Below are 24232 nucleotides of genomic sequence, written 5' to 3' on the forward strand. Positions count from 1 at the left end.
GGGTCGCGGCCCGGCGGGATGCGCGCCGCCGGGCCGCGACCGGGCGTTCAGTTCAGGCCGCAGGTGGCCAGCGCGTCCAGGTTCGGGCGCGGCGCGCCGACCCGGTTGAACGCGATCTCGATGCGGTCGAGCGCCGCGGCGCGCTTGCTGCGCAGCGGCCCGAGGATCGCGTTGTCGATGAAGGCCGGTCCGCCCTCGGGGCGCACCGCGAGCTGGGCGAGGCGGGCGTTCGCCTCGGCGATCTGCTTGTCCAGCGTGGCCAGTTCGGCCTGCACCTGGCTCGCGGCCGCCGCCGGGACGGCAGGCAGCGCGACGCGCGGGCAGTCGACCGTCCGGGCCGATCCGGCCGCGTTGCCGTTCTGGCCGCCGTTGTTCCCGTTCTGGCCGCCGGCGTTCCCGTTCTGACCGCCCGCGTTGCCGTTCTGGCCGCCGGCGTTCTGGCCGGCGCCGCCGTTGACGGCGCTCGGCACGCCCGGGGCGTTGAGCGAGCAGGCCGCCAGCGCGTCCAGGTCCGGGCGCGGCGCGCCGATCCGGTTGAACGCGATCTCGATGCGGTCGAGCACGGCGACGCGCTTGCTGCGCAGCGGGCCGAGGATCGCGTTGTCGATGAACGCCGGTCCGCCCTCGGGGCGTACCGCCTGCCGGGCCAGCCGTTCGTTCTGCCGGGCGATCTCCTGGTCCAGGTTGGCCAGTTCCCGCTCCACCTGGGCCGATGCCGCCGCCGGTACGGCCGGCAGCTTGTCGCGTACCGTCGGGCAGTTCACGGTCTGCGCGGCTGCGGTGGTGGCCGGGGGGTTGTTCTCGCCCGCCGACGCCAGTTGCAGCCCACCGGCGAACAACAGCGCCGCGAGGGCGCCCACCCCGCCGAGCTTCAGGACCGCGGTCTTGCGCGTACCCCTGGCCATGCACCTCTCCTCTGGTTGACCGGGAGGGTGCGGCGGCTGCCGCGCCGTCTCCACGGTGCGAAGTGACGACTGGAGGAATCGTGCTCGTCCCGCTCCGGCATCGCGGTTCCGGCCGATGTTCCCGTCGGCAGTGGATACGGACGGCGGCGCGAGATCGTTCAGCGCACCCCGGATGTTTGACCGCATCGACGTCCGTCGTTAGGCTGCGCTGAAAGCGCTTACTGTGCGGGAGACGTGAGCGTTCGGCATGACACGGACGTCCGGGCGACAAGGCCCGCCCCTGACACCGACCGGGCATCGGTGCCGGTAGCGGCGTGGGCACCGCACCACCACCCGGAGGAGACCATCATGATCAACCGACACCGTCGTACGGTGTTGTGGACATCGGCCGCGGCGACGGCGGCGCTCGCCGCGTCCGGCCTGGCCGTCGGCGCGACCGCCGCCCAGGCGGCCGCCGGCTGCCGCGTCGGCTACGCCGTCACCGCGCAGTGGGGCGGCGGCTTCACCGCCAACGTCAACCTGACGAACCTCGGCGACCCGCTCAACGGATGGGCCGTCACCTGGACGTTCGCCGCCGGGCAGACCGTCGCCCAGGCGTGGGGCGCCGAGATCACCGCCAGCGGCGCGTCGGTGCGGGCCGCCAACGTCAGCTACAACGGCAGCCTCGGCACCAATGCGAGCACGTCGTTCGGCTTCAACGGCACCTGGAACGACACCAGCAACCCGGTCCCGACCTCGTTCGCCGTCAACGGCATCACGTGCACCGGTGGCGTCACGCCCACCACCGGCACGCCGCCGACCAGCGCCCCGCCGAGCAGCCCGCCCCCGAGCACCCCGCCGCCGACGACGCCGCCACCGACCACGCCGCCGCCGGCCGGCGGCGCGATCTACGCCGCGCCGAACGGCACCGCCGGGGCGGCCGGCACCCAGGCCAGCCCCACCACCATCGCCGCGGCGATCACCCGCGTCGGCGCCGGCGGCACGATCTACCTGCGCGGCGGCACCTACAACCTGTCCCAGACGGTCACCGTCGCCGCCGGCAACAACGGCACGTCGAGCGCCCGCAAGAACCTGTACGCCTACCCGGGCGAGACGCCGATCCTGAACTTCTCGGCGATGAGCGAGGACCCGGCCAACCGGGGGCTGGCGCTGAACGCCTCGTACTGGCACGTGCGCGGGCTCGTGGTGGAGCGGGCCGGTGACAACGGCATCTTCGTCGGCGGCAGCAACAACATCATCGAGCGGACGGTGACCCGGTTCAACCGCGACACCGGGCTGCAACTGTCCCGGATCGCCTCCAGCACGCCCCGCGACCAGTGGCCGGCGAACAACCTGATGGTGAGCGTGGAGTCGCACGACAACGCCGACTCCGACGGCGAAGACGCCGACGGCTTCGCGGCCAAGCTCACAGTGGGCGGTGGCAACGTCTTCCGGTACGCGGTGTCGCATCACAACATCGACGACGGGTGGGACCTCTACACCAAGTCCGACACCGGCGCGATCGGCACGGTGACCATCGAGGACTCGCTCGCATACAGCAACGGCACGCTGAGCAACGGCACCCAGAACGGCAACGGCGACCGCAACGGCTTCAAGCTCGGCGGTGAGGACATCGCCGTCAACCACATCGTGCGGCGCACCATCGCGTACCGCAACGGCAAGCACGGCTTCACGTACAACCGGAACCCGGGCACCATGACGATCTCGAACAATCTGAGCATCGACAGCACCGAACGGAACTTCTCGTTCGACGCCGGCACCTCGGTCTACCGGAACAACACCTCCTGCCGCTTCGCCGGCAGCGGATCGAACGACAGGACCGTCGGGAACGTGGACGGCTCGAACCAGTTCTGGTCCGGCGCCAACGGCTCGCGCTGCGCCACGTACTCCGGGGCTCTGGCCTGGTCCTTCGCCTCCGACGGCCGCCTCACGGTGACCCTCGGCGGCCGCCCGGTCTCGCTCTGACCCCCGGCGCCCCACCGGGTTGATCATGAGGTTGGCGGCCGGATCGGAGATCGACAACGCCGTCAACCTCATGATCGACCGGGTGAAGGGATGGTGGGGGAGAGGAGATCGGGCCGAAGGACCGGCTTGACAGGATGATCGAGTCTTAGGTTAGCCTAACCTGCGTGACGAGCGAAGCAGTGCGGGCCGACGGCCTGACGGGCAGTGAGCTGAGGCTGGGCTACCACGGCAAGACGGTGGTGCACGACGCCGCCATCACGCTGCGCCCCGCGGCGGTGACCGCGCTGGTCGGCCCGAACGGCAGCGGCAAGTCGACGCTGCTGCGCGGGCTGGCCCGCCTGCACCCGCTGGAACACGGCGAGGTCGTGCTCGCCGACGGCACCCCGGCCCGGGCGCTGTCCCCCCGGGACTTCGCCCGCCGGGTCACGCTGCTGGCGCAGAGCCGCCCCACCCCGAGCGGGGTCACGGTGCGGGACGTGGTCGGCTACGGCCGGCACCCCTACCGGCAGCGGTGGCGCGCCGGCGACCCCGACGGGCCCGCCGCGATCGACCGGGCCATGACCGTGACAGGTGTCGACGGCATGGCCGGCCGGCCGGTCGACGAGCTGTCCGGCGGCGAGCTGCAACGCGTCTGGCTGGCCACCTGCCTGGCCCAGGACACCGCGATCCTGCTGCTGGACGAGCCCACCACGTTCCTGGACCTGCGCTACCAGGTGGAGATCCTCGACCTGATGCGCGACCTCGCCGACACCGCCGGCGTCGCCGTCGGCGTGGTGCTGCACGACCTCAACCAGGCCGCCGCCGTCGCCGACCAGGTCGTGCTCCTGCACGAGGGCCGGGTCCGCGGCACCGGCACGCCGCACGAGGTGTTCACCGAGGCGGCGCTCACCGAGGCGTACGGCATCCGCGTCGAGGTGATCGTCGACCCGGTCACCAACCTGCTCTCCACACGTCCCGTCGGCCGGCACACGACCCGTATCCCCGCCTGACCGATCCCTGCACACAGAAGAGAAACCGATGCTGCGTACCCGCCTGACCCTGCTCGCCGCCGCCGCGGCGAGCGCGCTGCTGATCGCCGGCTGCGGCACCACCGAGGAGCCCGCCGCCGCACCGTCTTCCTCCGACGCCGCGCCCACCGGCCCGGTCACCGTCACCGACAGCCGGGGCAAGACCATCACGCTCAAGAGCCCCGCCACCAAGGTCGTCGGCCTGGAGTGGGGCGAGGTCGAGATGCTCGTCGGCCTCGGCGTGATGCCGGTCGGCGTGGCCGACCCCAAGGGGTACGCCACCTGGGTGACCGCCGCCCCGCTCGACCCGAGCGTCAAGGACGTCGGCACCCGGGGTGAGCCGAGCGTCGACTCCATCGTCGCCCTCCAGCCGGACCTCGTGGTGATGGAGGCCGAGCGCGGCTCCGCCGTCGTCACCCAGCTGGAGAAGTACGTCCCGGTGCTGGTCACCAAGGGCAGCGACGCCTCCGACAACATCGGCCGGATGCGCTCGGACCTGAAGATGATCGCCACCGCGACCGGGCGCACCGCGCAGGCGGACAAGCTGCTCGCCGACTTCGACGCCGCGCTCGCCGACGGCAAGAAGAAGATCGCCGACGCCGGTGCGGCCGGCAAGCAGTTCGCGATCGCCGACGGCTGGAAGGAAGGCAGCACCGTCTCGATCCGGATGTTCGGCGAGGGCGCGCTCGTCTCCCAGCTCGGCATCCAGCTCGGCCTCAAGAACGCCTGGACCGGCAAGACCGACGAGATGTGGGGCCTGGGCCAGACCGACGTCGAGGGCATGACCGTCCTCAAGAGCCAGGACCTGCACTTCTTCTACAACGCCTCGGACGGCACCGACGTGTTCGCCGACGGCCTCGCCGGCAACGCGATCTGGCGTTCCCTGCCGTTCGTCCAGCAGAACAAGCTGCACAAGATGCCCAACGGCATCTGGACCTTCGGCGGCACGCTCTCCGCCAAGCAGTACATCGACGAGCTGGTCAAGGTCTACACGGCTTGAGCGCGATGACCGCCCCCGCCCCACCGGGGCCGGCCACCCGGCCGGCCCCGGCCGGGCCGCCGCCCGCCCGGCGCAGCCGGGTCGCCGGCGCGTTCGCCCTCGCCGCCGCGCTGCTCGTCGCGATCACCGCGGTGCACCTCACCCAGGGCACCTCCTCGGTCGGGGCGCTGGACCTGCTCCGGCTGCTCACCGGCGGCGACGACGAGACCGCCCGGGTGCTCGTCGCCTCCCGCCTGCCCCGGCTGCTCACCGGCCTGGCCGTCGGCGTCGCGCTCGGCTTCGCCGGCGCGGCGTTGCAGTCGACCACCCGCAACCCGCTCGCCTCGCCGGACACGCTCGCCGTCAACGCGGGCGCGCACCTGGCGATCGTCTCCACCGCCGCGTTCGGGATCGCGCTGCCCGCGCTGCCCGCCGGCGGGCTGGCGTTCTGCGGCGGACTCGCCGCCGCCTCCCTGGTCATGCTGCTCTCGGCCGGCGGCCAGGCCGCCACCACCCGGCTCATCCTCGCCGGCTCGGCCACCGCGATGGCGCTGTCCTCGCTGACCATGCTGCTCATGCTGCTGTTCGAGCAGGCCACCATCGGCCTGTTCGCCTGGGGCAACGGCTCGCTCGTGCAGGGCGACCTGGTCGCGTTCACCCAGCTCGCCCCCGTGATCGCTGTCGCCGCACTGGTGCTCGTGGCACTCGGGCACCGGCTGGACCTGCTCGCCCTCGGCGACGACACCGCCACCGTGCTCGGGCTCAACGTGCGTCGTACCCGGCTCACGGTCGTGCTGCTCGCCGTGCTGCTCTCCGCCGCGGCGGTCACCCTGGCCGGCCCGATCGGCTTCGTCGGTCTCGGCGCGCCGGTGATCGTCCGGCTGCTCGGCAAGTGGGTGCCCGAGGTGCACCGGCACCGCGTCCTGATGCCGCTGTCCGGCATCGTCGGCGTGGTCATCGTGCTCGGCTCCGACGTGCTGCTGCGCGCCGTGCTCGGCGGCCAGGCCGGTGTCGACGTGCCGACCGGCGTGGTGACCACGCTCTTCGGCGCGGTGCTGCTGGTGTGGCTGGCCCGCCGCCACCGCGACGCCGGACCGACCCGGCAGGCGCCGGGCGGCCACGCCGCCGTGCGCTCCCGCGGCTTCGTCGCCGCCGTCGTCGCGGTCTGCGCGGTCGTCGTCACCGCCGCGCTGGTGCTCGGCATGCTCGCCGGTGACACCTGGGTGCTGCTGGGCGACATCGTCAACTGGGTGCAGGGCAGCACCGGACCGGCGTACACCTTCGTGCTGGACGCCCGCTGGCCGCGCGTCGCCGCGGCGCTGCTGGCCGGCGCCGCGCTGGCCCTGGCCGGCACCACAGTGCAGGCGGTCTGCCGCAACCCGCTGGCCGAGCCGGGCATCCTCGGCATCACCGGCGGCGCCGGCATCGGCGCGGTGTCGCTGCTGACGTTCGCGCCGATGGCCGGCGTGCTCGCCCTGTCCGGCGCCGCCGGTCTCGGCGCGGTCGTCGCGTTCGCGCTGGTCTACGGCCTGGCCCGGCGGCGGGGACTCAACTCCGACCGGCTCGTGCTGATCGGGTTCGCGGTCTGGCAGGGCGGTACCGCGATCATCACGTTCATCGTGGTGTCCTCCGACCCGTGGAACACCGGCAAGGCCCTGACCTGGCTGTCCGGCTCCACCTACGGGCGCACCGCCCCGCAGGTGCTGCCGGTGGCGATCGCGCTGCTGGTCGCGCTGCCGGTGGTCGCCGCCGTGCGCCGCGAGCTGGACCTGCTCGCGCTCGACGACGACACGCCCCGGGTGCTCGGCGTCCGGCTGGAACGCGCCCGGCTGGTCGCGCTCGGCCTGGCGGCGCTGCTCACCGCCACCGCCGTGTCGGCGGTCGGCGTGATCGGCTTCGTCGGCCTGGTCGCGCCGCACGCGGCCCGGGCGCTCGTCGGCGGGCGGCACACCCGCGTCCTGCCGGTCGCGGTGCTGCTCGGCGCCACCCTGGTCAGCCTCGCCGACACGCTCGGCCGCAGCGTCATCGCCCCCGCCCAGGTCCCCGCCGGTCTGGTCACCGCCATGATCGGCACCCCGTACTTCGTCTGGCTGCTGTGGCGTTCCCGCGCCGCCGCGGCCGCCCGTTGACCCGTTCGCCGACGAACCACCCCCCGCACGTGAGAGGAATGACGCATGACCAGCACCCTGGCCGTCGCGCCCTGGCGAGTCTTCACCGTCGAGGTCCGCGCGCTACGCCGGCTCGGCCCGTCGTTCCTGCGCGTGACGCTCACCGGCCCGGACCTGGACCGGTTCGCCGACAACGGGTACGACCAGCGGATCAAGCTGGCCCTGCCGCCGGTCGACGGCGCGTCGGGGGAGCTGCCCGACGGGCCGGACTGGTTCCCGCGGTGGCGTGAGCTGCCGGACGCGCTGCGCAGCCCGATCCGCACCTACACGGTCCGCGCGGTCCGGCCGGAGGCGTACGAGGTGGACGTGGACATGGCGCTGCACGGCGACGGCGGCCCGGCCACCCGCTGGGCCCGGCGGGCCCGCCTCGGCGACCGGATCGCCGTGGTCGGCCCGGACGCCGGCTGGGACGGCCCGCACGGCGGTGTCGAGTTCCAGCCGCCCGCCGGGGCGACGCTGCTGCTGGCCGGCGACGAGACCGCCGCGCCGGCGATCTGCGCGATCCTGGAGCGGCTGCCCGCCGACGCGCGCGGGCACGCGCTGGTGGAGGTGCCGGAGACCGGCGACGAACTGCCCTGCCGGCCCCCGGCCGGCGTCACGGTGACCTGGCTGCCCCGCGACGGCGCCCCGCACGGCAGCCGGCTCACCCCGGCCGTGACGAGCCTGGCCGGCCGGCTGGTGCCGGTACCTGTCGCGGCGGGCGCCGCACCGCTGACCGAGGTGGACGTGGACCGGGACATCCTCTGGGAGGTGCCGGAGCGGCCCGACGGCGCGGCGCTCTACGCCTGGCTGGCCGGGGAGGCGGCGGTGATCCGCGGCCTGCGGCGGCACCTGGTCACCGAGCGGGGCATGGACCGGCGCGCGGTGGCGTTCATGGGCTACTGGCGGGCCGGTCGCGCGGAGAACTGATCGTCCCGTGGGAGCGGGCCGGCGCACGACGCGCCGGCCCGCTTCGTCATCCGCGCGGCGCGTACGGGGCGAGCGGGTTGACCAGCGTGCCGGCGAACTGCAACGCGGCCGACGGGTCGGACAGGTCCACCATCTGCTGGTTGTTGCGCAGCTGGAGCCGGTTGAGGCAGGACAGCGTGAACTCCGGCGCGAACAGGTCGTGCCGGCGCATCCGGTCGGCCAGGTGCGGCACCGTGGCGGCGTAGTCGGCGGCGCACGCGGCGACGGTGCGCCAGAACTCGGCCTGGTCGAGCACGCCCCGGGTGTGCAGGGTGGCGCTGAGGTGCCGCAGGAAGCAGTCGAAGACGTCGGTGAAGATGGACAGGATCTTCTCGTCCTCGGGTACGGCGGCCCGGATCCGCCGGACCCGCTCCGGCAGGTCCGCGTCCGGGTCCATCACCACGATCTCCTCGGCGATGTCCTTGAACACGACCCGCTCGACGACGCCGTCGCGCAGCACCAGGATGACGTTCTCGCCGTGCGGCATGAACGCCAGGTCGTGGGCGTACAGGCTGTGCAGCAGCGGCACCAGGTAGGCGTCCAGGTAGCGGCGCAGCCAGTCGGCCGGCGCCAGCCCGGACTCGTCGATCAGCGCCGCGGCCAGCGACCGGCCGTCGCGGTCCAGGTGCAGCAGCGAGGCCATGGTGGCCAGCCGCCGCCCGGGTTCCAGCCCGGGCACCGGGCTCTCCCGCCACAGCGCCGCCAGCATCTTCCGGTACGGCGAATAGCGATCGGTGGCCGCCTCGTACTGCCGGTGCCGGTAACCGATCGCGGCGCGCTCCCGGATGATCGACAGGCCGGTGCGCTTGAGCACCGGGTCGCCCTCGATCAGCCCGGCCAGCCAGTCGTTGATCGCCGGCGTGGCCTCCATGTACGCGGCGGACAGCCCGCGCATGAAGCCCATGTTCAGCACCGACAGCGCGGTCTTCACGTAGTGCTTCGCCGGGTCGCTGACGTTGAAGAAGGTGCGGATGGACTGCTGCGCCAGGTATTCGTCCGGCCCCTCGCCGAGGCAGACCAGCCGGCGCGCGGCCACCTCACCGGCGAACGTGACGGCGAGCTTGTTCCACCACTGCCACGGGTGCACGGGGACGAACAGGTAGTCGGCCGGGTCCAGGCCCAGCCCGGTGAGCGTGCCGGTGAACCCGGCCAGCGTCGCCTCGCCCAGCTCGGCCCGCATCAGCGTGTCGTAGTCCAGGTCGTCGGCGCAGGTGAAGGTGGTGTGGTCGCGGTGCGCGGCGAGCCAGAGCAGCCGTACCGGCGCGGCGGCCTCCGGGGCGTACGCGCGGTACTCGTGCACGCCGAAGCCGAGGCGGCCGTTGTTGGCCACGAAGCAGGGGTGGCCCTCGGTCATGCCGGTCTCGATCGCCTGGAACCCGGCGGCGGCCAGCTCGGCGGCGCTCACCGCGGGCTTGGCCAGCTTGTACGCGGTCCCGGCCAGCGTGGAGGTGATCTCCTCCAGGTAGACCGGCAGGATCGCGTCGGTGAGGCCGAGCGCGCCGCGCAGCTCCACGCACAGATCCACGGCGTCCGGCGGCAGGTCCGCGCCGTCGCGGCGGCGCACGATGCTGTCCGCGTCGACCTCCCAGTGGTCCAGCGCCAGCCGCCGCGCGGCGAACCGGTACTCGACGGCGGCGTCGTCGCTGCGGACCAGCCACTGCCCGGGGCCGGTGGGCTCGGGGGTGATCAGGCGCTCGTGGGCGAACTCGGCGAGCGCCTTGCGCACCAGCAGCCGGTTGGCGGTCGCCCACGCCTCGGGGGTCAGGTGGTCCACTGCTGCGCTGGCGTTCACGCCGGTGCCCTTTCCTCGCCTGCGGGCGCGCCGGTGGCGGCCCGGAACTGGTCCCGGGTGCAGACGCTGAGCAGCGCCTCCTTCTCGGGCTTGCGGATCGGGCCGACGACGGTGAAGCCGACGGCCGCGTTGAGCGCGTGCACCGCCGTGTTGCGCACGTCGGGTTCCACCACCACGCGGCGGGTCGCCGGATCGGCGAACAGCCAGGCCATCACCGTGGTGATGACGGCGCGGGTGAAGCCGTGCACCGGCGTGTCGGCGGGCGCGCAGAGGAAGTGCATGCCCACGTCGCCGGGCTCCGGGTCGTACAGGCCGACCAGCTCGACGTGCGCCGGGTCGTACCGTTCGGCCAGGAACGCCGGGGTGCCGCGCCACGACCCGAGGTACGCGTCGTGGTGCGGGTGGTCGGCGATGCGCCGGTACTCGGCGGCGACGGCGGCCACGTCGGCGTCCTGCATCAGCCAGAACGCGGACTTGGGATGGGTGACCCAGCGGTGCAGCAGCGCGGCGTCGGCGTCCGGGTCCAGCGGGCGCAGCGCGAACTCGCCCAGCGCGTCGTCGACGCGGGTGAACGCGCTCACGCCGGCGCTCCGAACTCCTGGAAGGCGATGCTCTTCTCCACCGGGTAGTGCTCCCGGCCGGTCATCTCCCGGATCAGCCACGAGTTGCGGTACGGGCCCATGCCCAGGTCCGGCGAGGTGATGCTGTGCGTGTGCGTGCCCCCGTTCTGCAGGAACACCCGGCGGCCGGTGTGGTCGACGCTGTAGTTGCGGGCCACGTCGAAGCGGCCGTGCGCGTCGAAGCGCAGCCGGTCGCGTACCGGCGCGAGGAACTCCGGCATCCGGTAGTGGTAGCCGGTGGCCAGCACCAGTCCTGCGGTGTCCAGCATGAACGCGCGGTCCTGCTCGGTGTGGCGCAGCCCGAGGCGGTAGCGGCCGTCGGCGTACGCCGCCTCGACCAGTTCGGTGTTCGTCAGCAGGCGGGTGGGCGCCGGCCCGTGCAGGCTCTTGGCGTACAGCAGGTCGTAGATGTCGTTGATCAGGTCGGCGTTGATGCCCTTGAACAGCGGCTTCTGCGCGGCCTCCAGCGCGTAGCGGGTCGGCTCGGGCAGCGCGTGGAAGTAGTCCACGTAGTCCGGCGAGGTCATCTCCAGCGTCAGCTTGGTGTACTCCAGCGGGAAGAACCGGGGCGAGCGGGTCACCCAGGTGAGCTGGTAGCCGTACGTGTCGATGTCGCCGAGCAGGTCGTGGTAGATCTCGGCGGCGCTCTGGCCGCTGCCGACGATGGTGATGCTGTCCTTGGCCCGCAGCGCCTCCCGGTGCTCCAGGTAGCGCGAGTTGTGGATCAGGTCACCGCCCAGCCCGGCGCAGGCCGGCGGCAGGTAAGGCGGGGTGCCGGTGCCGAGCACGAGGTGCCGGGCCCGGTGGGTGACCGGCCCGTCCGGCGTGTCGGCGCGCACCACGTACCGGTCGTCGGTCGCGTCGTACTCGACGGCGGTGACGGCGTGCCGGAAGCGCAGGTTCGGCAGCTTGGCGGCGGCCCAGCGGCAGTAGTCGTTGTACTCGGCGCGCAGCGGGAAGAAGCTCTCCCGGATGTAGAACGGGTAGAGCCGCCCGGTCTCCTTCAGGTAGCTCAGGAACGAGTACGGCGAGGTGGGGTCCGCGAGCGTGACCAGGTCGGCGATGAACGGCGTCTGGAGCCGGGTGGATTCCAGCAGCATGCCGGGATGCCAGTCGAAGCTGTCGCGGGCCTCCAGGAACAGCCCGTCGAGGTCGTCGATCGGCGCGGTGAGGCAGGCCAGGCCGAGGTTGTAGGGGCCCAGCCCGACGGCGATGAAGTCGTGGGTCGACATGGGTTCTCGTTCTCCTCGACGGGGGGTCAGCCGACCGGGCAGGACAGCTCGGCGGCAGCGGTCCGGGCGTACCAGGCGGCGTGGTCGGCGATGAGGTCCAGCACGTGGGCGATTTCGTCCACTGTGGTCTCGGGGTTGAGCAGCGTGAGCTTCAGGTGGTGCGCGCCGTCGACCTTGGTGCCGGCGACCAGGGCGGCGCCGGAGGCGGCCAGCGCGTCGCGGGCGTGCAGGTTGGCCTCGTCGGCCAGGTCGGGCGCGAGGCCGGACGGCCGGTAGCGGAAGACCACTGTGCTCAGCTGCGACGGTGCGGCCACCTCGAAGCGCGGGTCGGCGTCGAGCCGCTGCCACGCCTGCGCCGCGAGGTCGACGACCTGGTCGAACAGCTCGCCGACCGCGTCCGGCCCCATGATCCGCAGGGTCAGCCACAGCTTGCAGGCGTCGAACCGCCGCGTCGTCTGGATGCTCTTGTCGACCTGGTTCGGGATGCCCTGCTCGACCGCGCGGGCCGGGTTGAGGTAGTCGGCGTGCCAGGTGGCGTGACGCAGCGCCCGGCCGTCGCGCACCAGCAGCGCGCTGGAGCTGACCGGCTGGAAGAACGACTTGTGGTAGTCGACTGTCACCGAGGTGGCCCGTTCGATGCCGTCGAGCAGGTGGCGGCGGGTGGGGGAGACGAGCAGCCCGCAGCCGTACGCGGCGTCGACGTGCATCCAGACGCCCGCGTCGGCGCAGATGTCGGCGATCTCGGGCAGCGGGTCGATGCTGCCGAAGTCGGTCGTGCCGGCGGTGGCGACCACTGCCATCACCACCTGACCGTCGCGGTGGCAGCTGTCGATCGTGCGGGCCAGCTCGTCGGCGCGCATCCGGCGGGCCGCGTCGGTGGGCACGGTGAGCACCGCGTCGGCGGCGAGGCCGAGCAGCTTGGCGGCCTTCTGCACGCTGAAGTGCCCGGCCGCGGAGGTGATGACGCGCAGCCGGGACAGCACCTGCGGCCGGTCCGGCCGGGTGGCCGCGCCACCCACCGCCCGGCGGTACGCCTCCTCCCGGGCCAGCAGCATGGCCTGGAGGTTCGACTGGGTGCCGCCGCTGGTGAACACCCCGTCGGCGGTCGGACCCAGCCCGATCCGTCCGGCCGTCCACTCGATCAGGCGCCGCTCCATCAGGGTGGCTCCGGTGCTCTGGTCCCAGGTGTCCAGTGAGGAGTTCACCGCGCTGAGCACCGCCTCGCCGAGCAGCGCCGGGATGACCACCGGGCAGTTGAGGTGGGCGAGGTAGCGCGGGTGGTGGAACCACACCGCGTCGCGTAGCCACACGTCGTGCAGCTCGTCCAGGGCGGCGTCGGTGTCGCCGAGCGGCCGGTCGAGGTCGATGCCGCCGATGAGCGGCGCCAGCTGGTCGGGCGTGACGCCGGTGAACGGCGTGTCCACCTCGCCGACCCGCCGGGCGACCCGGTCGACGCCGCGCGCCAGCACGTCCCGGTACCGCGCGAGCGAGCCGGCGTTGAACAGGTGGTCGCGGGCCGTGGCGGCGGCGCGGCCGGTGTCGGTGGGCGCGGCGCCGGTCGGGCTCCCGATCGAACTCATGCGACTTCCCAGCGGTCGTACGGACAGGACGTGCGGCCACAGCCGCGGCGATCAGGTTAGGTTAGGCTCGCCTAACTAGCAAGCGCGACTCGGTGCGCTTTGTCCTGGAACTACCGCCGGTTGGCGCCTGCCGCGTGTCGCGGTAAGGTCGCCCTCGGTTAGGGGAGGTTATCCTAAGTTGACTGTGGAACGGAACCGCCGCCCGGCGCGCCGAGGCGGGCCGAGACGGTGACGCGCGTCGATCGCGATCAGTGGGGCGTGCCGCAACTGTGGGCCGGTGACGCCGACGCGCTGGCCCGTCTGCAGGGGCGTGTCGCCGCGACCGACCGGGCGTGGCAGATCAGCGTCGAACGATGGCGTGCCGAGGGCCGCCTGGCCGCCCACGTCGGACCGTCCGAGCTGGCGTGGGACCGGTTCGCCCGCCGCGTACGGCTGGACGACACCGCCCGGCGCTGCTACGAACGGCTGGACCCGGACACCCGGCGGTGGGTCGAGGCGTACGTGGACGGGGTCAACGCCGGACTCGCCGAGGGCGCCGCCGCCGCGCCCGAGTTCACCGCCACCGGCGCCGCGCCCGAACCCTGGCGCCCCTGGTCACCGCTCGGCGTGTTCCTCGTCCAGCACGTGCTGTTCTCCACCTTCCCGAACAAGCTCTGGCACGCGCACGTGGCCCGCACGCTCGGCCCCGATGCGGCCGGACTGTTCGCCGTGGAGGGACCGGCGTCGTCGGGCAGCAACGCCTGGGCGCTGCCCGCCGACCCGGCCACCGGGCGCGGCCCGCTGATCGCCGGCGACCCGCACCGGCTGCTCGAACTGCCCGGCGTCTACCAGCAGGTCCGGCTGGCCTGCCCGGAGTTCGACGTGGTCGGCCTCGCCTTCCCCGGCGTGCCGGGCCTGCCGCACTTCGGCCACACCGGGCACGTGGCCTGGGCCGTCACCAACGCGATGGCCGACTACCAGGACCTCTACCGCGAGCGGCTGCGCCGCGACGGCGACCGCGTGCTGGCGCGCGACGCCGACGGCTGGACCCCGGTCGCGCGTCACGTCGAGGAGATCGAGGTCCGCGGCGGCGACCCGGAGACGGTCGAGGTGATCGAGACGCCGCGCGGGCCGGTGATCGACCACGACCGGGTCACCGGCGAGGCCATCGCGCTGCGCGCCCCGAGCCGGGTGGAGGCCCGGCTCGGCTTCGAGGCGCTGCTGCCGCTGCTGCGCGCCCGGCGCGCCGCCGACGTCGCCGACGCGCTGCGCCACTGGGTCGAGCCGGTCAACAGCGTGCTCACCGCCGACACCGAGGGCGGCGTCCGCCGTCTGGTCGCCGGCCTGGTCCCGGTACGCGACGAACGGTGCCGCCGGGAGCCGGTGCCGGCCTGGGAGCCGGCCTACCGGTGGCGGGGCGACTACGTGCCGCCGGTGGACGAGCGGGTCGACGGCGTGGCGGTGTGCGCCAACGACCGCCGCGACGACGTCGCAGCGCACGGTGTCGACTTCGCCCCGCCGCACCGGGCGCGCCGGATCCGCGCGCTGCTCGCCGAGGGCGCCGAGGCGTCCACAGTGCACACCGATGACCGGCTCCCGGCCGGCCCGCTGTACCGGCTGCTCGACCGGCTCGACCCGGGCCGGCTCGACGAACCCGCCCGCGCGCTGCTGCGGCGGCTGCGCCGATGGGACCGGGCGATGGCGGGCGGGTCGGCCGAGGCGGGCGCGTACGCGGCCTGGCGGGCGGCGCTGGCCCGGCGGCTGCGCGTACACCCGGGGTTGCGTGCGCTCGACGAGCCGTGCGGGTTCGACGAGTTGTTCGCCCCCTGGACCGACCCGGCGGCGCGGATCGGCCTGGCGCTGGATCACCTCGCGGCCGGGTTCGACCTCGCGGAACCGGCGGCCGAGGCGCTGGCCGAGGTGGCCGCCGGCCCGCCGCCCGGTGAGTGGGGCAGCCGGCACCTGCTGCACCCGGTGCACCTGGGCGTCGCCCCGGCGGTCACCGACGCGGTGACCGCGATGCGGGAGCGGGTGGCGCTGGCCGGTGACACCGACTGCGTGCTGGCCACCTCCAGCGTGCCGGGCGTCTCCGACGCCTGCTGGCGCGGCCCGGTGGCCCGCTACGTGTGGGACCTGACCGACCGGGCGGCCAGCCGCTGGATCGTCCCGTTCGGCGCTTCCGGGCGCCCCGGCGATCCGCACTTCGCCGACCAGCTGACCCACTGGGCCGCCGGGACGCTGATCCCGGTGCCCGCCGGCCCACTGACGGGAGACGAGACGACGTGATCCACCTGGAGTCGATTTCCGGCCTCGGCGCGCTGGCGCTGGAGCCGCTCCGCCCCGAGCGGGACGCCGGCCTGCTGCACGGCTGGGTGATCCGGCCCCGCAACCGGTTCTGGGGCATGGGCTCGCACACCGTCGACCAGGTACGCGACATCTACGCGTTCGTCGACGGGCTGGAGACCCACCACGCGTACCTGATCCGGCTCGACGGCGAGCCGATCGGGCTGTTCCAGACGTACCAGCCGGAGGCGGACCCGGTCGGCGAGCGTTACCCGGTGCAGCCCGGCGACGTGGGGATGCACCTGCTGCTCGACCCGCCCCGGCGGTACCCGCGCGGCGTGACCGGCGCGGTCTTCCCGGCCCTGATGCGGTTCCTGCTGCGTGACCCGGCCGCGCGTCGCGTGGTGGCCGAGCCGGACGTGCGCAACGACGCCATGCTGCGCCGCCTGCGCATCGAGGGCTTCACGTTCGGCCCCGACATCGACATGCCGGACAAGCGGGCGAGGCTGGCGTTCCTCACCCGGGAGCGGTTCGAGGCGGAGCACCCGCCCGCGTGAAGCCATGCCCGCGTCACGGCTCGGCGGCGCGCAGCCGCCCGGCCAGGTCCCGCACCGTCTCGGCGTACGCCGGGTCGTCCTCCGACGGGAGGTGACCCTTGATCGGCGGGGGGACGCTGTCCCAGGGCGGGGCGACCAGGCTCTCCGGGTCCCGGAGGCGACGGTCCACAGTTGCCTCCGGGCCGGTGACGCGGGCCGGCTCGTCCGGGCGGTGCGGGGAGAAGATCCATCCGCCCAGCGCGTCGGTGTCCCGCCACAGGTTGCGCCAGCGCCAGCCGATCCGGCCGCCGATCCCGCGCAGCATCTCGCCGCCGACGTAGGCGGGGAACAGGCGGGCGTAGAGCCGGCGCAGCGGCGAGCTGTAGGTGAGCAGGGCGACCCGCGCGCTGACCTCCGCCGGTAGCTGCAGGACGGTGGCGGCGACGAGCACCGAGCCGTGGCTGTAGCCGGACAGCAGCACCCCGTTGCCGCTGTGCACCAGGTACGTGATGCGCCGGGCCAGCTCCGGCACGGCCCGCTCGGCGTAGCAGGGCGGTGCGAACGGGTGTGCCGCCCGGGGCCAGAACGTGGCCAGGTCGAAGAGCACGCCGACGTGGTGCCGGAACCCGGGACTGCGGTAGGCGAAGATCCCGGCGAGGATGAGGGCCAGCACCGCCGCCGAGATCGCCACCCCGCCCACCTCGATGCCGAACATGACCAGCTCCGCCGGGACGTGCGTGCGGTGCTCCAGCGTCTCGCCCGGATCGGGACGGACCAGCGCCATCGCGGTGGTCGCCGCGCCCAGTCCGGCCATGACGGCGAACAGCACCGCCAGCGGCACCAGCAGGTCGGTGAACCGGGCCCGCACGATCATCGTCCGGACCTGCCGCAGCCGGGGCGCCGCCTCGGCCGGCGGCGACGGGAAGTCCCGCTCGACGATCGCCCCGGCGGCCCGCATCCGGCCGCGCCGGGACACCAGCGCCACCACTGCCGCGACCACCAGGGTGACCAGCAGCGCGCGGAAGAAGCCGTAGATCGCCCAGGTGTACGCGTGCGCCGGGCCCGGTATGTCGTCCGCCGGGGACACGCCCCGGTCCAGCAGGTCGGCGGTGCGCTGGACCAGCTCGGCGGAGTACGCCACCGCGAGCCCGCCCGCCGCCGCGGCTACCACGAGCGCCCCGAGCCCGTTCGGCGGCTGGTGGCCGCGGACTCGTAGGCGGTGCCAGATCAGCACCGCGGCCAGGCCGCCGAGCAGTACCGCGTGCGTGACCAGCAGCCAGGTCAGGATCGAGCCGTAGCCGGGCAGCCCGCCGCCGGCACGCCAGCGGGCCGGGGCGAACAGCAGATACCCGGCCACCACGACGGTGAGCCCGATCGCGGTGCCGCGCAGCACCCGGGCGACCCGGTCACGTCGCGGGTCGGTGGGCGCCCGGTCGACGAGCGGCGGCACGCAGACCAGGACCAGGCAGGCGAGCAGCACCGCGCCGGTGACCGCCAGCAGCACCGCCACCGTCGGCGGGACGCCCTGCGCGGCCCGGGCGGCGAGGAGACAGCCATCGAGGGTGGCGAAGGCCGCCGCGATGTGGATCGAACGCAGCCGGCCCATCAGCGGCTCGGTGTCCCACTGGCCGATCGTGCTCAGCGGAGGCCCGGCCGTCGCCCGCTCCGGCGCCCGGAACGCGGTGAACGAGCGTCCCGGCCGCCGGGAGCCCCACCAGACCAGGCTCACCGCGGCCGCCGGGACCAGCGCCAGCACCACCAGCCGCAGCCCGACCGGCCGCCCGCCCATCCAGGACAGCCACTCCCGGTCGGCGACGCACGCCGGGACGGACAGGCACTGCCAGGCCACCAGGTCCAGCGCGACCCCGGCCCCGGCGAGCACGTACAACGCGGTCAGGCTCAACCCCAGCACGCGGCACAGCGCCCGCACCACCGCGCCGCCGACGGCGTCCCCCGGCCGCATCCACACGGCCACGTTGAGCAGCATGAAGGGCATCAGGAACAGCAGCGAGAGGGTACGCAGCGCGGTGCCGGACGGCAGGTCGTTCCACTGGTACGCCTCCAGCGTCACTCCGCTCGCGCCGCGCCCGTCGGCCAGGTCCGGACGGGGACGGTAAAAGCCGGCGCTGCGGTCGCCCGCGACCTGCCGGACCAGCGGCCGGCCCAGCACCTCGGCGGCCCCGCCCGCGGAGACCCCGTGCACCCGCAGCTCCACCACCTCGCCCGGCGGGGCCTGCGCCCGCCCTGGTCCAGCCGTCATCGACCCTCCGCGACGTCCCGGCCGCCCACGCCGCCTGGCACGGCCCGCCCTCGGGTGGCGCAGCGTCCTACCCCGCCGGGCGGCGGGCAAACGCCCGCGCACCTGCCTCGGGCGGCCGTTCGAAGCCGTACCGTCCGGGTAACCGCCGACGGTCCGCCGAGGAAGGGGTCCCGCATGACCGGCGCTTCGCGTGACGACCTTGCCGTGGCGACCCGGCTGCCGCCGATCGACGTCCGCCGGTGGGTGAACTCCGCGCCGCTGACGCCGGAGGAGCTGCGCGGGCGCGTGGTTCTGGTCGACGTCTGGGAGTACACCTGCGTGAACTGGATCCGCACCGCCCCGTACGTGCGGGCGTGGCACCGCGACTACCGGGATCTGGGGCTCACGGTGATCGGCGCGCACGCGCCGGAGTTCGCCTTCGGCCGGCTCGCGGAGAACATCGACCGGGCGGTCCGCGACCACGGTCTCACCTACCCGATCGCGATCGACGACGACTACACGTTCTGGCGCGCGCTGCGCAACGACGCCTGGCCCGCGCGGTACCTCTTCGACGCCGACGGGCGGCTGGCCGACCGCTGGGTCGGCGAGGGCGGCTACGACCGCACCGAGACGGAGATCCGGCGGCTGGTCGAGTCCGCCGCGCCCGGGACCGCGCTGCCGCCGGTCACCCCGGAGGTGACAGCGTTCGTGACGAGCCGGCAGCCCACGTACGCGGGGATCACCCCGGAGACCTATCTCGGCGCCGAGCGGGGCGTGCCCGGCACGTACGCGCTCACCGGCGACTGGCGGGTCGAGGGCGAGTACGTCGAGGTCGCGGGCGGCCACGCCGAACTGGTCCTGCCGTTCACCGCCGGGGAGGTGAACCTGGTGGCCGACCCCGGACCGGCGGGACCGGCCGGGGTTCGCGTGCTGCTGGACGGGAAACCGGCCGCTGACGCGCGCGGCGCCGACGTGGACCCGGACAGCCGGGTCGTCGTCGACCGGGCGGCCATGATCCGGCTGGTCGACGGCGCGCCGCCGGGGGAGCACCGGCTCACCCTGCGCGCCGAGCGGCCCGGTCTCCGCGCGTACGTCTTCACGTTCGGTCCCTGACCCGACCCGAGGAGGACAACCCGTGGCCGTCAAGACCCTGACGCCGACGCGTACCGGCGCCGACATCCGCGAGTTCCGCGTCGACGTGCCGGAGGCGGACCTGCAGGACCTGCGGACCCGGCTCGCGGCCACCCGGTGGCCAGAGCGCCAGACGGTGGACGACCAGTCCCAGGGTGTGCCGCTGGAGACCAGCCAGGCGCTGGCCCGGTACTGGGCGACCGAGTACGACTGGCGCAAGGTCGAGGCGCGGCTCAACGACCTGCCGAACTTCGTCACCGAGATCGACGGCCTGGACATCCACTTCATCCACGTCCGGTCCCGGCACGACGACGCGCTGCCGCTGATCGTCACTCACGGGTGGCCGGGATCGGTGATCGAGCAGCTGAAGATCATCGGCCCGCTCACCGACCCGACCGCGCACGGCGGCCGCGCCTCGGACGCGTTCCACCTGGTGATCCCGTCGATGCCCGGCTACGGCTTCTCCGGCAAGCCGGACGGGCCCGGCTGGGACCCGCAGCACATCGCCCGCGCCTGGACCGAGCTGATGCGGCGGCTGGGTTACACCCGGTTCGTGGCCCAGGGCGGCGACTGGGGCGCGCTGATCACCGACATGCTCGGCGTGCAGGCGCCGCCGGAGCTGGCCGGCATCCACACGAACATGCCGTGCGTGGTGCCGCCGGACATCGACGCGCTGCTGCAACGCGGCATCACCGGCGTGAACAACCCCCTCGCGGAGCTGCCGGCCGGGCTCTCGGACGAGGAGCGGGCCGCCTGCGAGCGGATCGACTTCTTCTGGAAGCACTCCGCGTACGCGCTGATCATGACGACCCGCCCGGAGACGCTGACGGCGCTCGCCGACTCGCCGGCCGGGCTGGCGATGTTCATGCTCGACCACGACGCAGCCAGCCTGGATCTGATCTGCGCCGCCTTCGCCGGCCGGCCCGGCGGCCTGAGCCGCGACGACATCCTGGACAACGTCACGCTCTACTGGCTGACCAACACCGGCGTGTCCTCGGCCCGGCTGTACGCGCAGAACGCGCTGTCGTTCTTCGCCGCGAAGGGCGTCCGGGTGCCGGCCGCGGTGAGCCAGTTCCCGGACGAGATCCTGCTCGCGCCGCGCAGCTGGGCGGAGCGGGCGTACCCGAACCTGATCCACTACAACCAGCTGGACCGGGGTGGGCACTTCGCCGCCTGGGAGCAGCCGGAGTTGTTCGCGCAGGAGATGCGGGCGGCCTTCCGCTCGCTGCGCTGACTGCCGGGACGGATGCGGCCGGGTGGGATGTCCACCCGGCCGCGTCCGCGGATTCAGACCTCGGTCAGCCGGACCGCGTCGGCGATGACCAGGCCGGCGGCGGAGCTCCACCGGCTGACCGCCACCCGGTTGGCGTCCCCGGCCGGCAGCGTGAACGTGCCGAGTGAGCGCCACTGCCCGCCGGTCGCCCGCTGGTCGACGGTGACCGTCCGGTTGCCGGTGGTGGTGGCGACGATGTACGGCGTGGCCGCGTTGTAGCCCGCATTCGCCGGCCACCACGCGTCGACCCGGTAGTTGCCGGTACGGGGGACGTTGAACTTGTACCAGGCGGCGTCGCTCGCGGCGACCGGGTCCGCGTACCGGTAGTCGGCGCCGTAGCGCTGCCCGGAGTAGGTCGAGGTGCCCCAGTTGGCGCTGGCGGTGAACCGGCCCGCGGTGGCGTTGTCCACCGTCGACGTCCAGCCGGTGCCGCCGCCGGCCATCTTGGCGGCCACGTCGGCGCGCATCGTGTTCAGGTCGATGAAGGACGGGTCGATCTTGCCGGTGGTGCTGGTCTCCCGGTGCCCCCGGGCGTAGCTGGAGTCCCGGCCGAGCCGCTTGAGCACGGCGGCGGTGGCCGCGATGCTCGCGTTGTACTGGGCGGTGGTCATCCGCTGGTCGACGCCGTTGTAGTCGATCTCCCAGCCGATCATCAGGGTGTTGCCGTCGCCGGCCGGGATCGGGCCGCTGCCGCCGCTGGTGCCGGCGTGGTTGCACCGGCCGGCCGAGATCACGTGGAACACGCCGTGGTAGTCCACGAGCGCCTGGCAGAGCGGGCCGGGCAGGTCGGAGCGGCCGTTGATGCAGATGTTCAGCGCCGGGTGCGGGTTGGTGGCGCTGGACGTGGCGGCGGTGTGGTGCCAGAGCACGCCGATCGGGTCGAACGAGCCGGAGCGCATCCGGTTGAGCCAGTCGCCCTCGACCACCACCTGCACGCCGGCGGCCCGCAGCACGTCAACGAGCCAGGGAATGGTGGCCATCACTGCTCCCGGAGCAGGTCGGCGAGGCACTCGGCCTTCGGCGCGGCGTGCGCCGTACCGGGACGGACGGCCACCACGAGGGCGGCGGCCGCCAGGGCGGGTACGCCGAGCAGACCTCGGCGTCGCAGACGGGGGGATCGTGACGTGGGCATGGCGCTCCTCGGGTGACGGCGCAGTATCGATCGACGCTCGTGAGTGTGGGCACGCTATCCCGGCGTCGGGCGCTCTGTCGATACCCTTCAATGATCGTTTCCATTGTGAAAACTTTCGCCACCGCCATCTGTCGTCGTTCGTCGATGCGTGGTAGAAATCCTGCCCAAGTCTCGCCGTCGAGCGAGGAATCCTTCACAGGAGGGGCGCCGATGAGAGCGTTCGTCACGGCCCTGACACTTCTCGTTGTGGCCGCGGCCGCGGCCCCGGCCACCGCGGCCGCCCCGGCCGCGGCCGCCGCCACTGTCGCCGCGGTCGGCCCGCAGCCCGGCACCTTCACCGGCAAGGGCTTCGACACGTGCACCGCGCCGTCGCAGGCCGCGATGGACGCCTGGCTGACCGCCTCGCCGTACCGCGCGGTCGGCGTCTACATCAGCGGCGCCAGCCGCACGTGCGCCCAGCCCAACCTGACCGCGACCTGGGTCGCCGACCAGACCCGCAAGGGCTGGCGGCTGATCCCGATCGAGCTGGGCTACCAGGCGCCGTGCGGCACCCGTACGCCGAAGATGTCCGCCGACCCGGCCACCGCCCGCGGGCAGGGCCGGACCGCGGCGGACAGCGCGGCCGCCGCCGCGACGGCGCTCGGCATCGGCGCGGGCAGCACGCTCTACAACGACATCGAGCAGTACCCGTCGAACGCGAGCTGCCGGGCCGCCGTGCTCTCCTTCCTCTCCGGCTGGGTCGAGCGGCTGCACACGCGCGGCTACCTCGCCGGCATGTACTCCAGCGGATCCTCCGGCATCACCGACGTCTGCAACGCCTACGACGACACCCGGTACCTGCGCCTGGACCAGATCTGGATCGCCTGGTGGAACGGCGTCGCGGACACCGACGGGGGCACGTACTGCGCCGACGACCGCTACGCCGACCAGCAGCGCCTGCACCAGTACGCCGGGGACGTCACCGAGACGTGGGGCGGCGTGACCATGAAGATCGACCGCAACTACCTGGACGTACGGGCCGGCACCCCGCCCGCGTCGTGGAGCGTCACGGTCGACAACGCCACGTCGGGCGGGTTCAGCGCGGGCGCGGCCTGGGGCGCCTCCGCGTACTCCGGGCAGCGCCACGGCGCCGACTACCGCTTCGCCACGCCGGTGGCGGCCAGCGACGTGGCCTGGTTCCGGGCGAGCCTGCCGGCGACCGGCGCCTACGAGGTGTCGGTGTGGTACCCGGCCGACCCCGGCTACAACGACCGCACCCCGTACCTGGTCGCCACCACGACCGGCAACCGGTCGGTGGCGGTCGACCAGCGCACCGGCGGCGGACGCTGGGTCTCGCTCGGCGTGTTCACGCTCGCCGCCGGCGCCGGGGACAAGGTCGGGGTGAGCCGCTGGAGCGCCGGGACCGGGTACGTGGTCGCCGACGCGGTCCGTATCACCCGGCTGTGAACCCGCGGGCCGTGAGCCGGTTCCGCCTCGGCGGGGCCGGCTCACGGCGTCCGGGTCAGCTCAGGTGCGCCAGCAGGGCGGTGGCCATGCCCTGCTCACCGCGGGCGTTCGGGTGGAACGGCGCGGCCGAGTTCTGCGGCACCAGCCCCTCCACCCAGCGGGTGCCGCTGCTCTTGCACGCGTCCCGGCCGATCGACGGGGTGTAGACGTCGGCGTAGCTGGCCCCGCCCGCCGCCGCGGTGTCGGCGAGCATCGTGTTGAGCGCCTTCTGGACGCCGCGCAGGTACGGCACGTCCTGGTAGGCGATCGGCACCACCGGCCAGCAGCCGTACCCGCTGTCGGGCAGGATCGCCGGATAGCCGAGCACCACCACGCGCGCGTTCGGCGCGGCCTGGCGGACCGCCCGCAGCACGGCCGTCACCTTCGGCGCGGCGGCGGCGATCCGGGCCCGCAACTGGTCGGTGCCGCCCGCGGTGAACCGGTCCTTGCAGGGCGACCCGAGCGGGCTGCTCACGCTCGCCTCGGCGCAGTCGCCGATGATGCCGGAGAAGCCGATGTCGTTGCCGCCGATCTGGACCGTGACCAGCGCCGTGCTGGCGGTGACCGCGTTGACCTGCGGTGGCAGCGCGATGCCCAGCGCGCCGTCGCCGCCGTACAGGATGTCCTCGGTGGTGGCCCCGGAGCAGCTCACGTCGGTGAACGACGACGAACCGGCGGACGCCGCGACCAGGGACGGGTAGTTGCGGTTGGAGCGCAGGCAGTTCAGGTCGACCTGGGTGGGCACGAGCGGGGCGGAGGTGTAGGAGTCGCCGAGCGCCACGTACCGCCCGGTGGGCGCGGCGGCGACGGCGGGCGCGGTGGCCGCGAGCAGCACGCCGGCGGTGGCGGCGGCGACCGCGGCGAGTCTGGTGGCGGTCCGCATCAGCGGCAGGCGGGGACGGTTCATGGGGCCCTCCCGGAGGGGTCCTGGTGGTGGTGCTGGGATTCTGTCCACGCCTGTGGCGCACGTCAATATAG

The 24232-nt window shown here is 73.7% G+C and carries 19 protein-coding genes; 10 read left to right on the forward strand and 9 right to left on the reverse strand.

The window, feature by feature from the left end; translation table 11 throughout:
* Window positions 1-47 precede the first annotated feature (47 nt).
* Window positions 48-905, reverse strand: a complete 858-nt coding sequence (locus O7542_RS07715) for a hypothetical protein (protein WP_113972951.1) — start codon at window positions 903-905, stop codon at window positions 48-50.
* 348 nt (window positions 906-1253) lie between these two features.
* On the opposite strand from O7542_RS07715, the gene O7542_RS07720 reads away from it, so the two are divergent.
* The 5 genes from O7542_RS07720 to O7542_RS07740 all read left to right on the forward strand — a co-directional run bounded on the left by O7542_RS07720 (window position 1254) and on the right by O7542_RS07740 (window position 7933).
* Complete coding sequence (locus tag O7542_RS07720) at window positions 1254-2870, forward strand: cellulose-binding domain-containing protein (RefSeq protein WP_281605945.1); 1617 nt, start codon at window positions 1254-1256, stop codon at window positions 2868-2870.
* Between the two features lie 179 nt (window positions 2871-3049).
* Window positions 3050-3859, forward strand: a complete 810-nt coding sequence (locus O7542_RS07725) for an ABC transporter ATP-binding protein (RefSeq protein WP_166456110.1) — start codon at window positions 3050-3052, stop codon at window positions 3857-3859.
* A gap of 28 nt (window positions 3860-3887) precedes the next feature.
* Window positions 3888-4877 carry an iron-siderophore ABC transporter substrate-binding protein gene (locus tag O7542_RS07730; RefSeq protein WP_043323338.1) on the forward strand — a complete coding sequence of 330 codons (990 nt, stop codon included), beginning with the start codon at window positions 3888-3890 and terminating at the stop codon, window positions 4875-4877.
* Window positions 4878-4882: 5 nt separating this feature from the next.
* Window positions 4883-6985 carry an iron ABC transporter permease gene (locus O7542_RS07735; RefSeq protein ID WP_281606454.1) on the forward strand — a complete coding sequence of 701 codons (2103 nt, stop codon included), beginning with the start codon at window positions 4883-4885 and terminating at the stop codon, window positions 6983-6985.
* A gap of 45 nt (window positions 6986-7030) precedes the next feature.
* Complete coding sequence (locus O7542_RS07740) at window positions 7031-7933, forward strand: siderophore-interacting protein (protein ID WP_281605946.1); 903 nt, start codon at window positions 7031-7033, stop codon at window positions 7931-7933.
* A gap of 46 nt (window positions 7934-7979) precedes the next feature.
* Here O7542_RS07740 and O7542_RS07745 read toward each other — a convergent pair whose 3' ends face one another.
* The 4 genes from O7542_RS07745 to O7542_RS07760 are packed head-to-tail and all read right to left on the reverse strand — an operon-like array spanning window position 7980 to window position 13196.
* The gene (locus tag O7542_RS07745; protein WP_064445629.1) at window positions 7980-9764 is read right to left on the reverse strand and encodes an IucA/IucC family siderophore biosynthesis protein; all 1785 of its coding nucleotides are present in this window, start codon (window positions 9762-9764) and stop codon (window positions 7980-7982) included.
* Window positions 9761-10345, reverse strand: a complete 585-nt coding sequence (locus tag O7542_RS07750) for a GNAT family N-acetyltransferase (protein ID WP_281605947.1) — start codon at window positions 10343-10345, stop codon at window positions 9761-9763. Before O7542_RS07750 ends, O7542_RS07745 begins: the two co-directional genes overlap by 4 nt.
* Window positions 10342-11616 (reverse strand): lysine N(6)-hydroxylase/L-ornithine N(5)-oxygenase family protein, encoded by a 1275-nt coding sequence (locus O7542_RS07755; protein ID WP_281605948.1) that lies wholly within the window; start codon window positions 11614-11616, stop codon window positions 10342-10344. The genes O7542_RS07750 and O7542_RS07755 overlap by 4 nt, the downstream gene beginning before the upstream one ends.
* Window positions 11617-11642: 26 nt before the next feature.
* A complete protein-coding gene (locus O7542_RS07760) occupies window positions 11643-13196 on the reverse strand; it encodes an aspartate aminotransferase family protein (RefSeq protein ID WP_281605949.1) in 1554 nt (517 codons plus the stop codon).
* A gap of 228 nt (window positions 13197-13424) precedes the next feature.
* Here O7542_RS07760 and O7542_RS07765 point away from each other — a divergent pair, with 228 nt between their 5' ends.
* Window positions 13425-15461, forward strand: coding sequence for a penicillin acylase family protein (locus tag O7542_RS07765; RefSeq protein ID WP_281605950.1), 2037 nt, complete (start codon window positions 13425-13427; stop codon window positions 15459-15461).
* On the forward strand, window positions 15458-16015 hold the full coding sequence (locus tag O7542_RS07770) for a GNAT family N-acetyltransferase (RefSeq protein WP_064445634.1): 558 nt from the start codon (window positions 15458-15460) through the stop codon (window positions 16013-16015). The genes O7542_RS07765 and O7542_RS07770 overlap by 4 nt, the downstream gene beginning before the upstream one ends.
* 13 nt (window positions 16016-16028) lie before the next feature.
* Here the strand turns inward: O7542_RS07770 and O7542_RS07775 are convergent, their stop codons facing one another.
* Entirely contained in the window at window positions 16029-18254 is a 2226-nt protein-coding gene (locus O7542_RS07775; protein WP_043323352.1) for a hypothetical protein, read from the reverse strand.
* A gap of 174 nt (window positions 18255-18428) precedes the next feature.
* On the opposite strand from O7542_RS07775, the gene O7542_RS07780 reads away from it, so the two are divergent.
* Window positions 18429-19346 (forward strand): redoxin, encoded by a 918-nt coding sequence (locus O7542_RS07780; protein WP_113972942.1) that lies wholly within the window; start codon window positions 18429-18431, stop codon window positions 19344-19346.
* 22 nt (window positions 19347-19368) lie between these two features.
* A complete protein-coding gene (locus O7542_RS07785) occupies window positions 19369-20598 on the forward strand; it encodes an epoxide hydrolase family protein (protein WP_281605951.1) in 1230 nt (409 codons plus the stop codon).
* 53 nt (window positions 20599-20651) lie between these two features.
* On the opposite strand, the gene O7542_RS07790 is transcribed toward O7542_RS07785, so the two are convergent.
* Both O7542_RS07790 and O7542_RS07795 read right to left on the reverse strand, forming a co-directional pair.
* Window positions 20652-21617, reverse strand: coding sequence for an N-acetylmuramoyl-L-alanine amidase (locus O7542_RS07790; RefSeq protein ID WP_030499177.1), 966 nt, complete (start codon window positions 21615-21617; stop codon window positions 20652-20654).
* Window positions 21617-21769, reverse strand: a complete 153-nt coding sequence (locus tag O7542_RS07795) for a hypothetical protein (RefSeq protein WP_166456009.1) — start codon at window positions 21767-21769, stop codon at window positions 21617-21619. The genes O7542_RS07790 and O7542_RS07795 overlap by 1 nt, the downstream gene beginning before the upstream one ends.
* A gap of 210 nt (window positions 21770-21979) precedes the next feature.
* Between O7542_RS07795 and O7542_RS07800 the strand changes: the two genes are divergently transcribed.
* Entirely contained in the window at window positions 21980-23215 is a 1236-nt protein-coding gene (locus tag O7542_RS07800; RefSeq protein WP_281605952.1) for a glycoside hydrolase domain-containing protein, read from the forward strand.
* A 55-nt stretch (window positions 23216-23270) separates the two neighbouring features.
* On the opposite strand, the gene O7542_RS07805 is transcribed toward O7542_RS07800, so the two are convergent.
* Window positions 23271-24161: an SGNH/GDSL hydrolase family protein gene (locus O7542_RS07805; protein WP_043323357.1), complete on the reverse strand. Its 891-nt coding sequence runs from the start codon at window positions 24159-24161 to the stop codon at window positions 23271-23273.
* Window positions 24162-24232 lie beyond the last annotated feature (71 nt).

The sequence above is a fragment of the Micromonospora sp. WMMC264 genome, assembly GCF_027497275.1.
GTDB classification, from domain to species: domain Bacteria; phylum Actinomycetota; class Actinomycetes; order Mycobacteriales; family Micromonosporaceae; genus Micromonospora; species Micromonospora chalcea.

What these genes read in the sequence shown, in the direction of transcription:
- O7542_RS07790 (WP_030499177.1), bottom strand. Translation starts at nt 21,617, where the DNA reads ATGGCCACCATTCCCTGGCTCGTTGACGTGCTGCGGGCCGCCGGCGTG.
- O7542_RS07730 (WP_043323338.1), top strand. Translation starts at nt 3,888, where the DNA reads ATGCTGCGTACCCGCCTGACCCTGCTCGCCGCCGCCGCGGCGAGCGCG.
- O7542_RS07775 (WP_043323352.1), bottom strand. Translation starts at nt 18,254, where the DNA reads ATGACGGCTGGACCAGGGCGGGCGCAGGCCCCGCCGGGCGAGGTGGTG.
- O7542_RS07715 (WP_113972951.1), bottom strand. Translation starts at nt 905, where the DNA reads ATGGCCAGGGGTACGCGCAAGACCGCGGTCCTGAAGCTCGGCGGGGTG.
- O7542_RS07740 (WP_281605946.1), top strand. Translation starts at nt 7,031, where the DNA reads ATGACCAGCACCCTGGCCGTCGCGCCCTGGCGAGTCTTCACCGTCGAG.
- O7542_RS07800 (WP_281605952.1), top strand. Translation starts at nt 21,980, where the DNA reads ATGAGAGCGTTCGTCACGGCCCTGACACTTCTCGTTGTGGCCGCGGCC.
- O7542_RS07760 (WP_281605949.1), bottom strand. Translation starts at nt 13,196, where the DNA reads ATGAGTTCGATCGGGAGCCCGACCGGCGCCGCGCCCACCGACACCGGC.
- O7542_RS07780 (WP_113972942.1), top strand. Translation starts at nt 18,429, where the DNA reads ATGACCGGCGCTTCGCGTGACGACCTTGCCGTGGCGACCCGGCTGCCG.
- O7542_RS07720 (WP_281605945.1), top strand. Translation starts at nt 1,254, where the DNA reads ATGATCAACCGACACCGTCGTACGGTGTTGTGGACATCGGCCGCGGCG.
- O7542_RS07755 (WP_281605948.1), bottom strand. Translation starts at nt 11,616, where the DNA reads ATGTCGACCCACGACTTCATCGCCGTCGGGCTGGGCCCCTACAACCTC.
- O7542_RS07735 (WP_281606454.1), top strand. Translation starts at nt 4,883, where the DNA reads ATGACCGCCCCCGCCCCACCGGGGCCGGCCACCCGGCCGGCCCCGGCC.
- O7542_RS07795 (WP_166456009.1), bottom strand. Translation starts at nt 21,769, where the DNA reads ATGCCCACGTCACGATCCCCCCGTCTGCGACGCCGAGGTCTGCTCGGC.
- O7542_RS07805 (WP_043323357.1), bottom strand. Translation starts at nt 24,161, where the DNA reads ATGAACCGTCCCCGCCTGCCGCTGATGCGGACCGCCACCAGACTCGCC.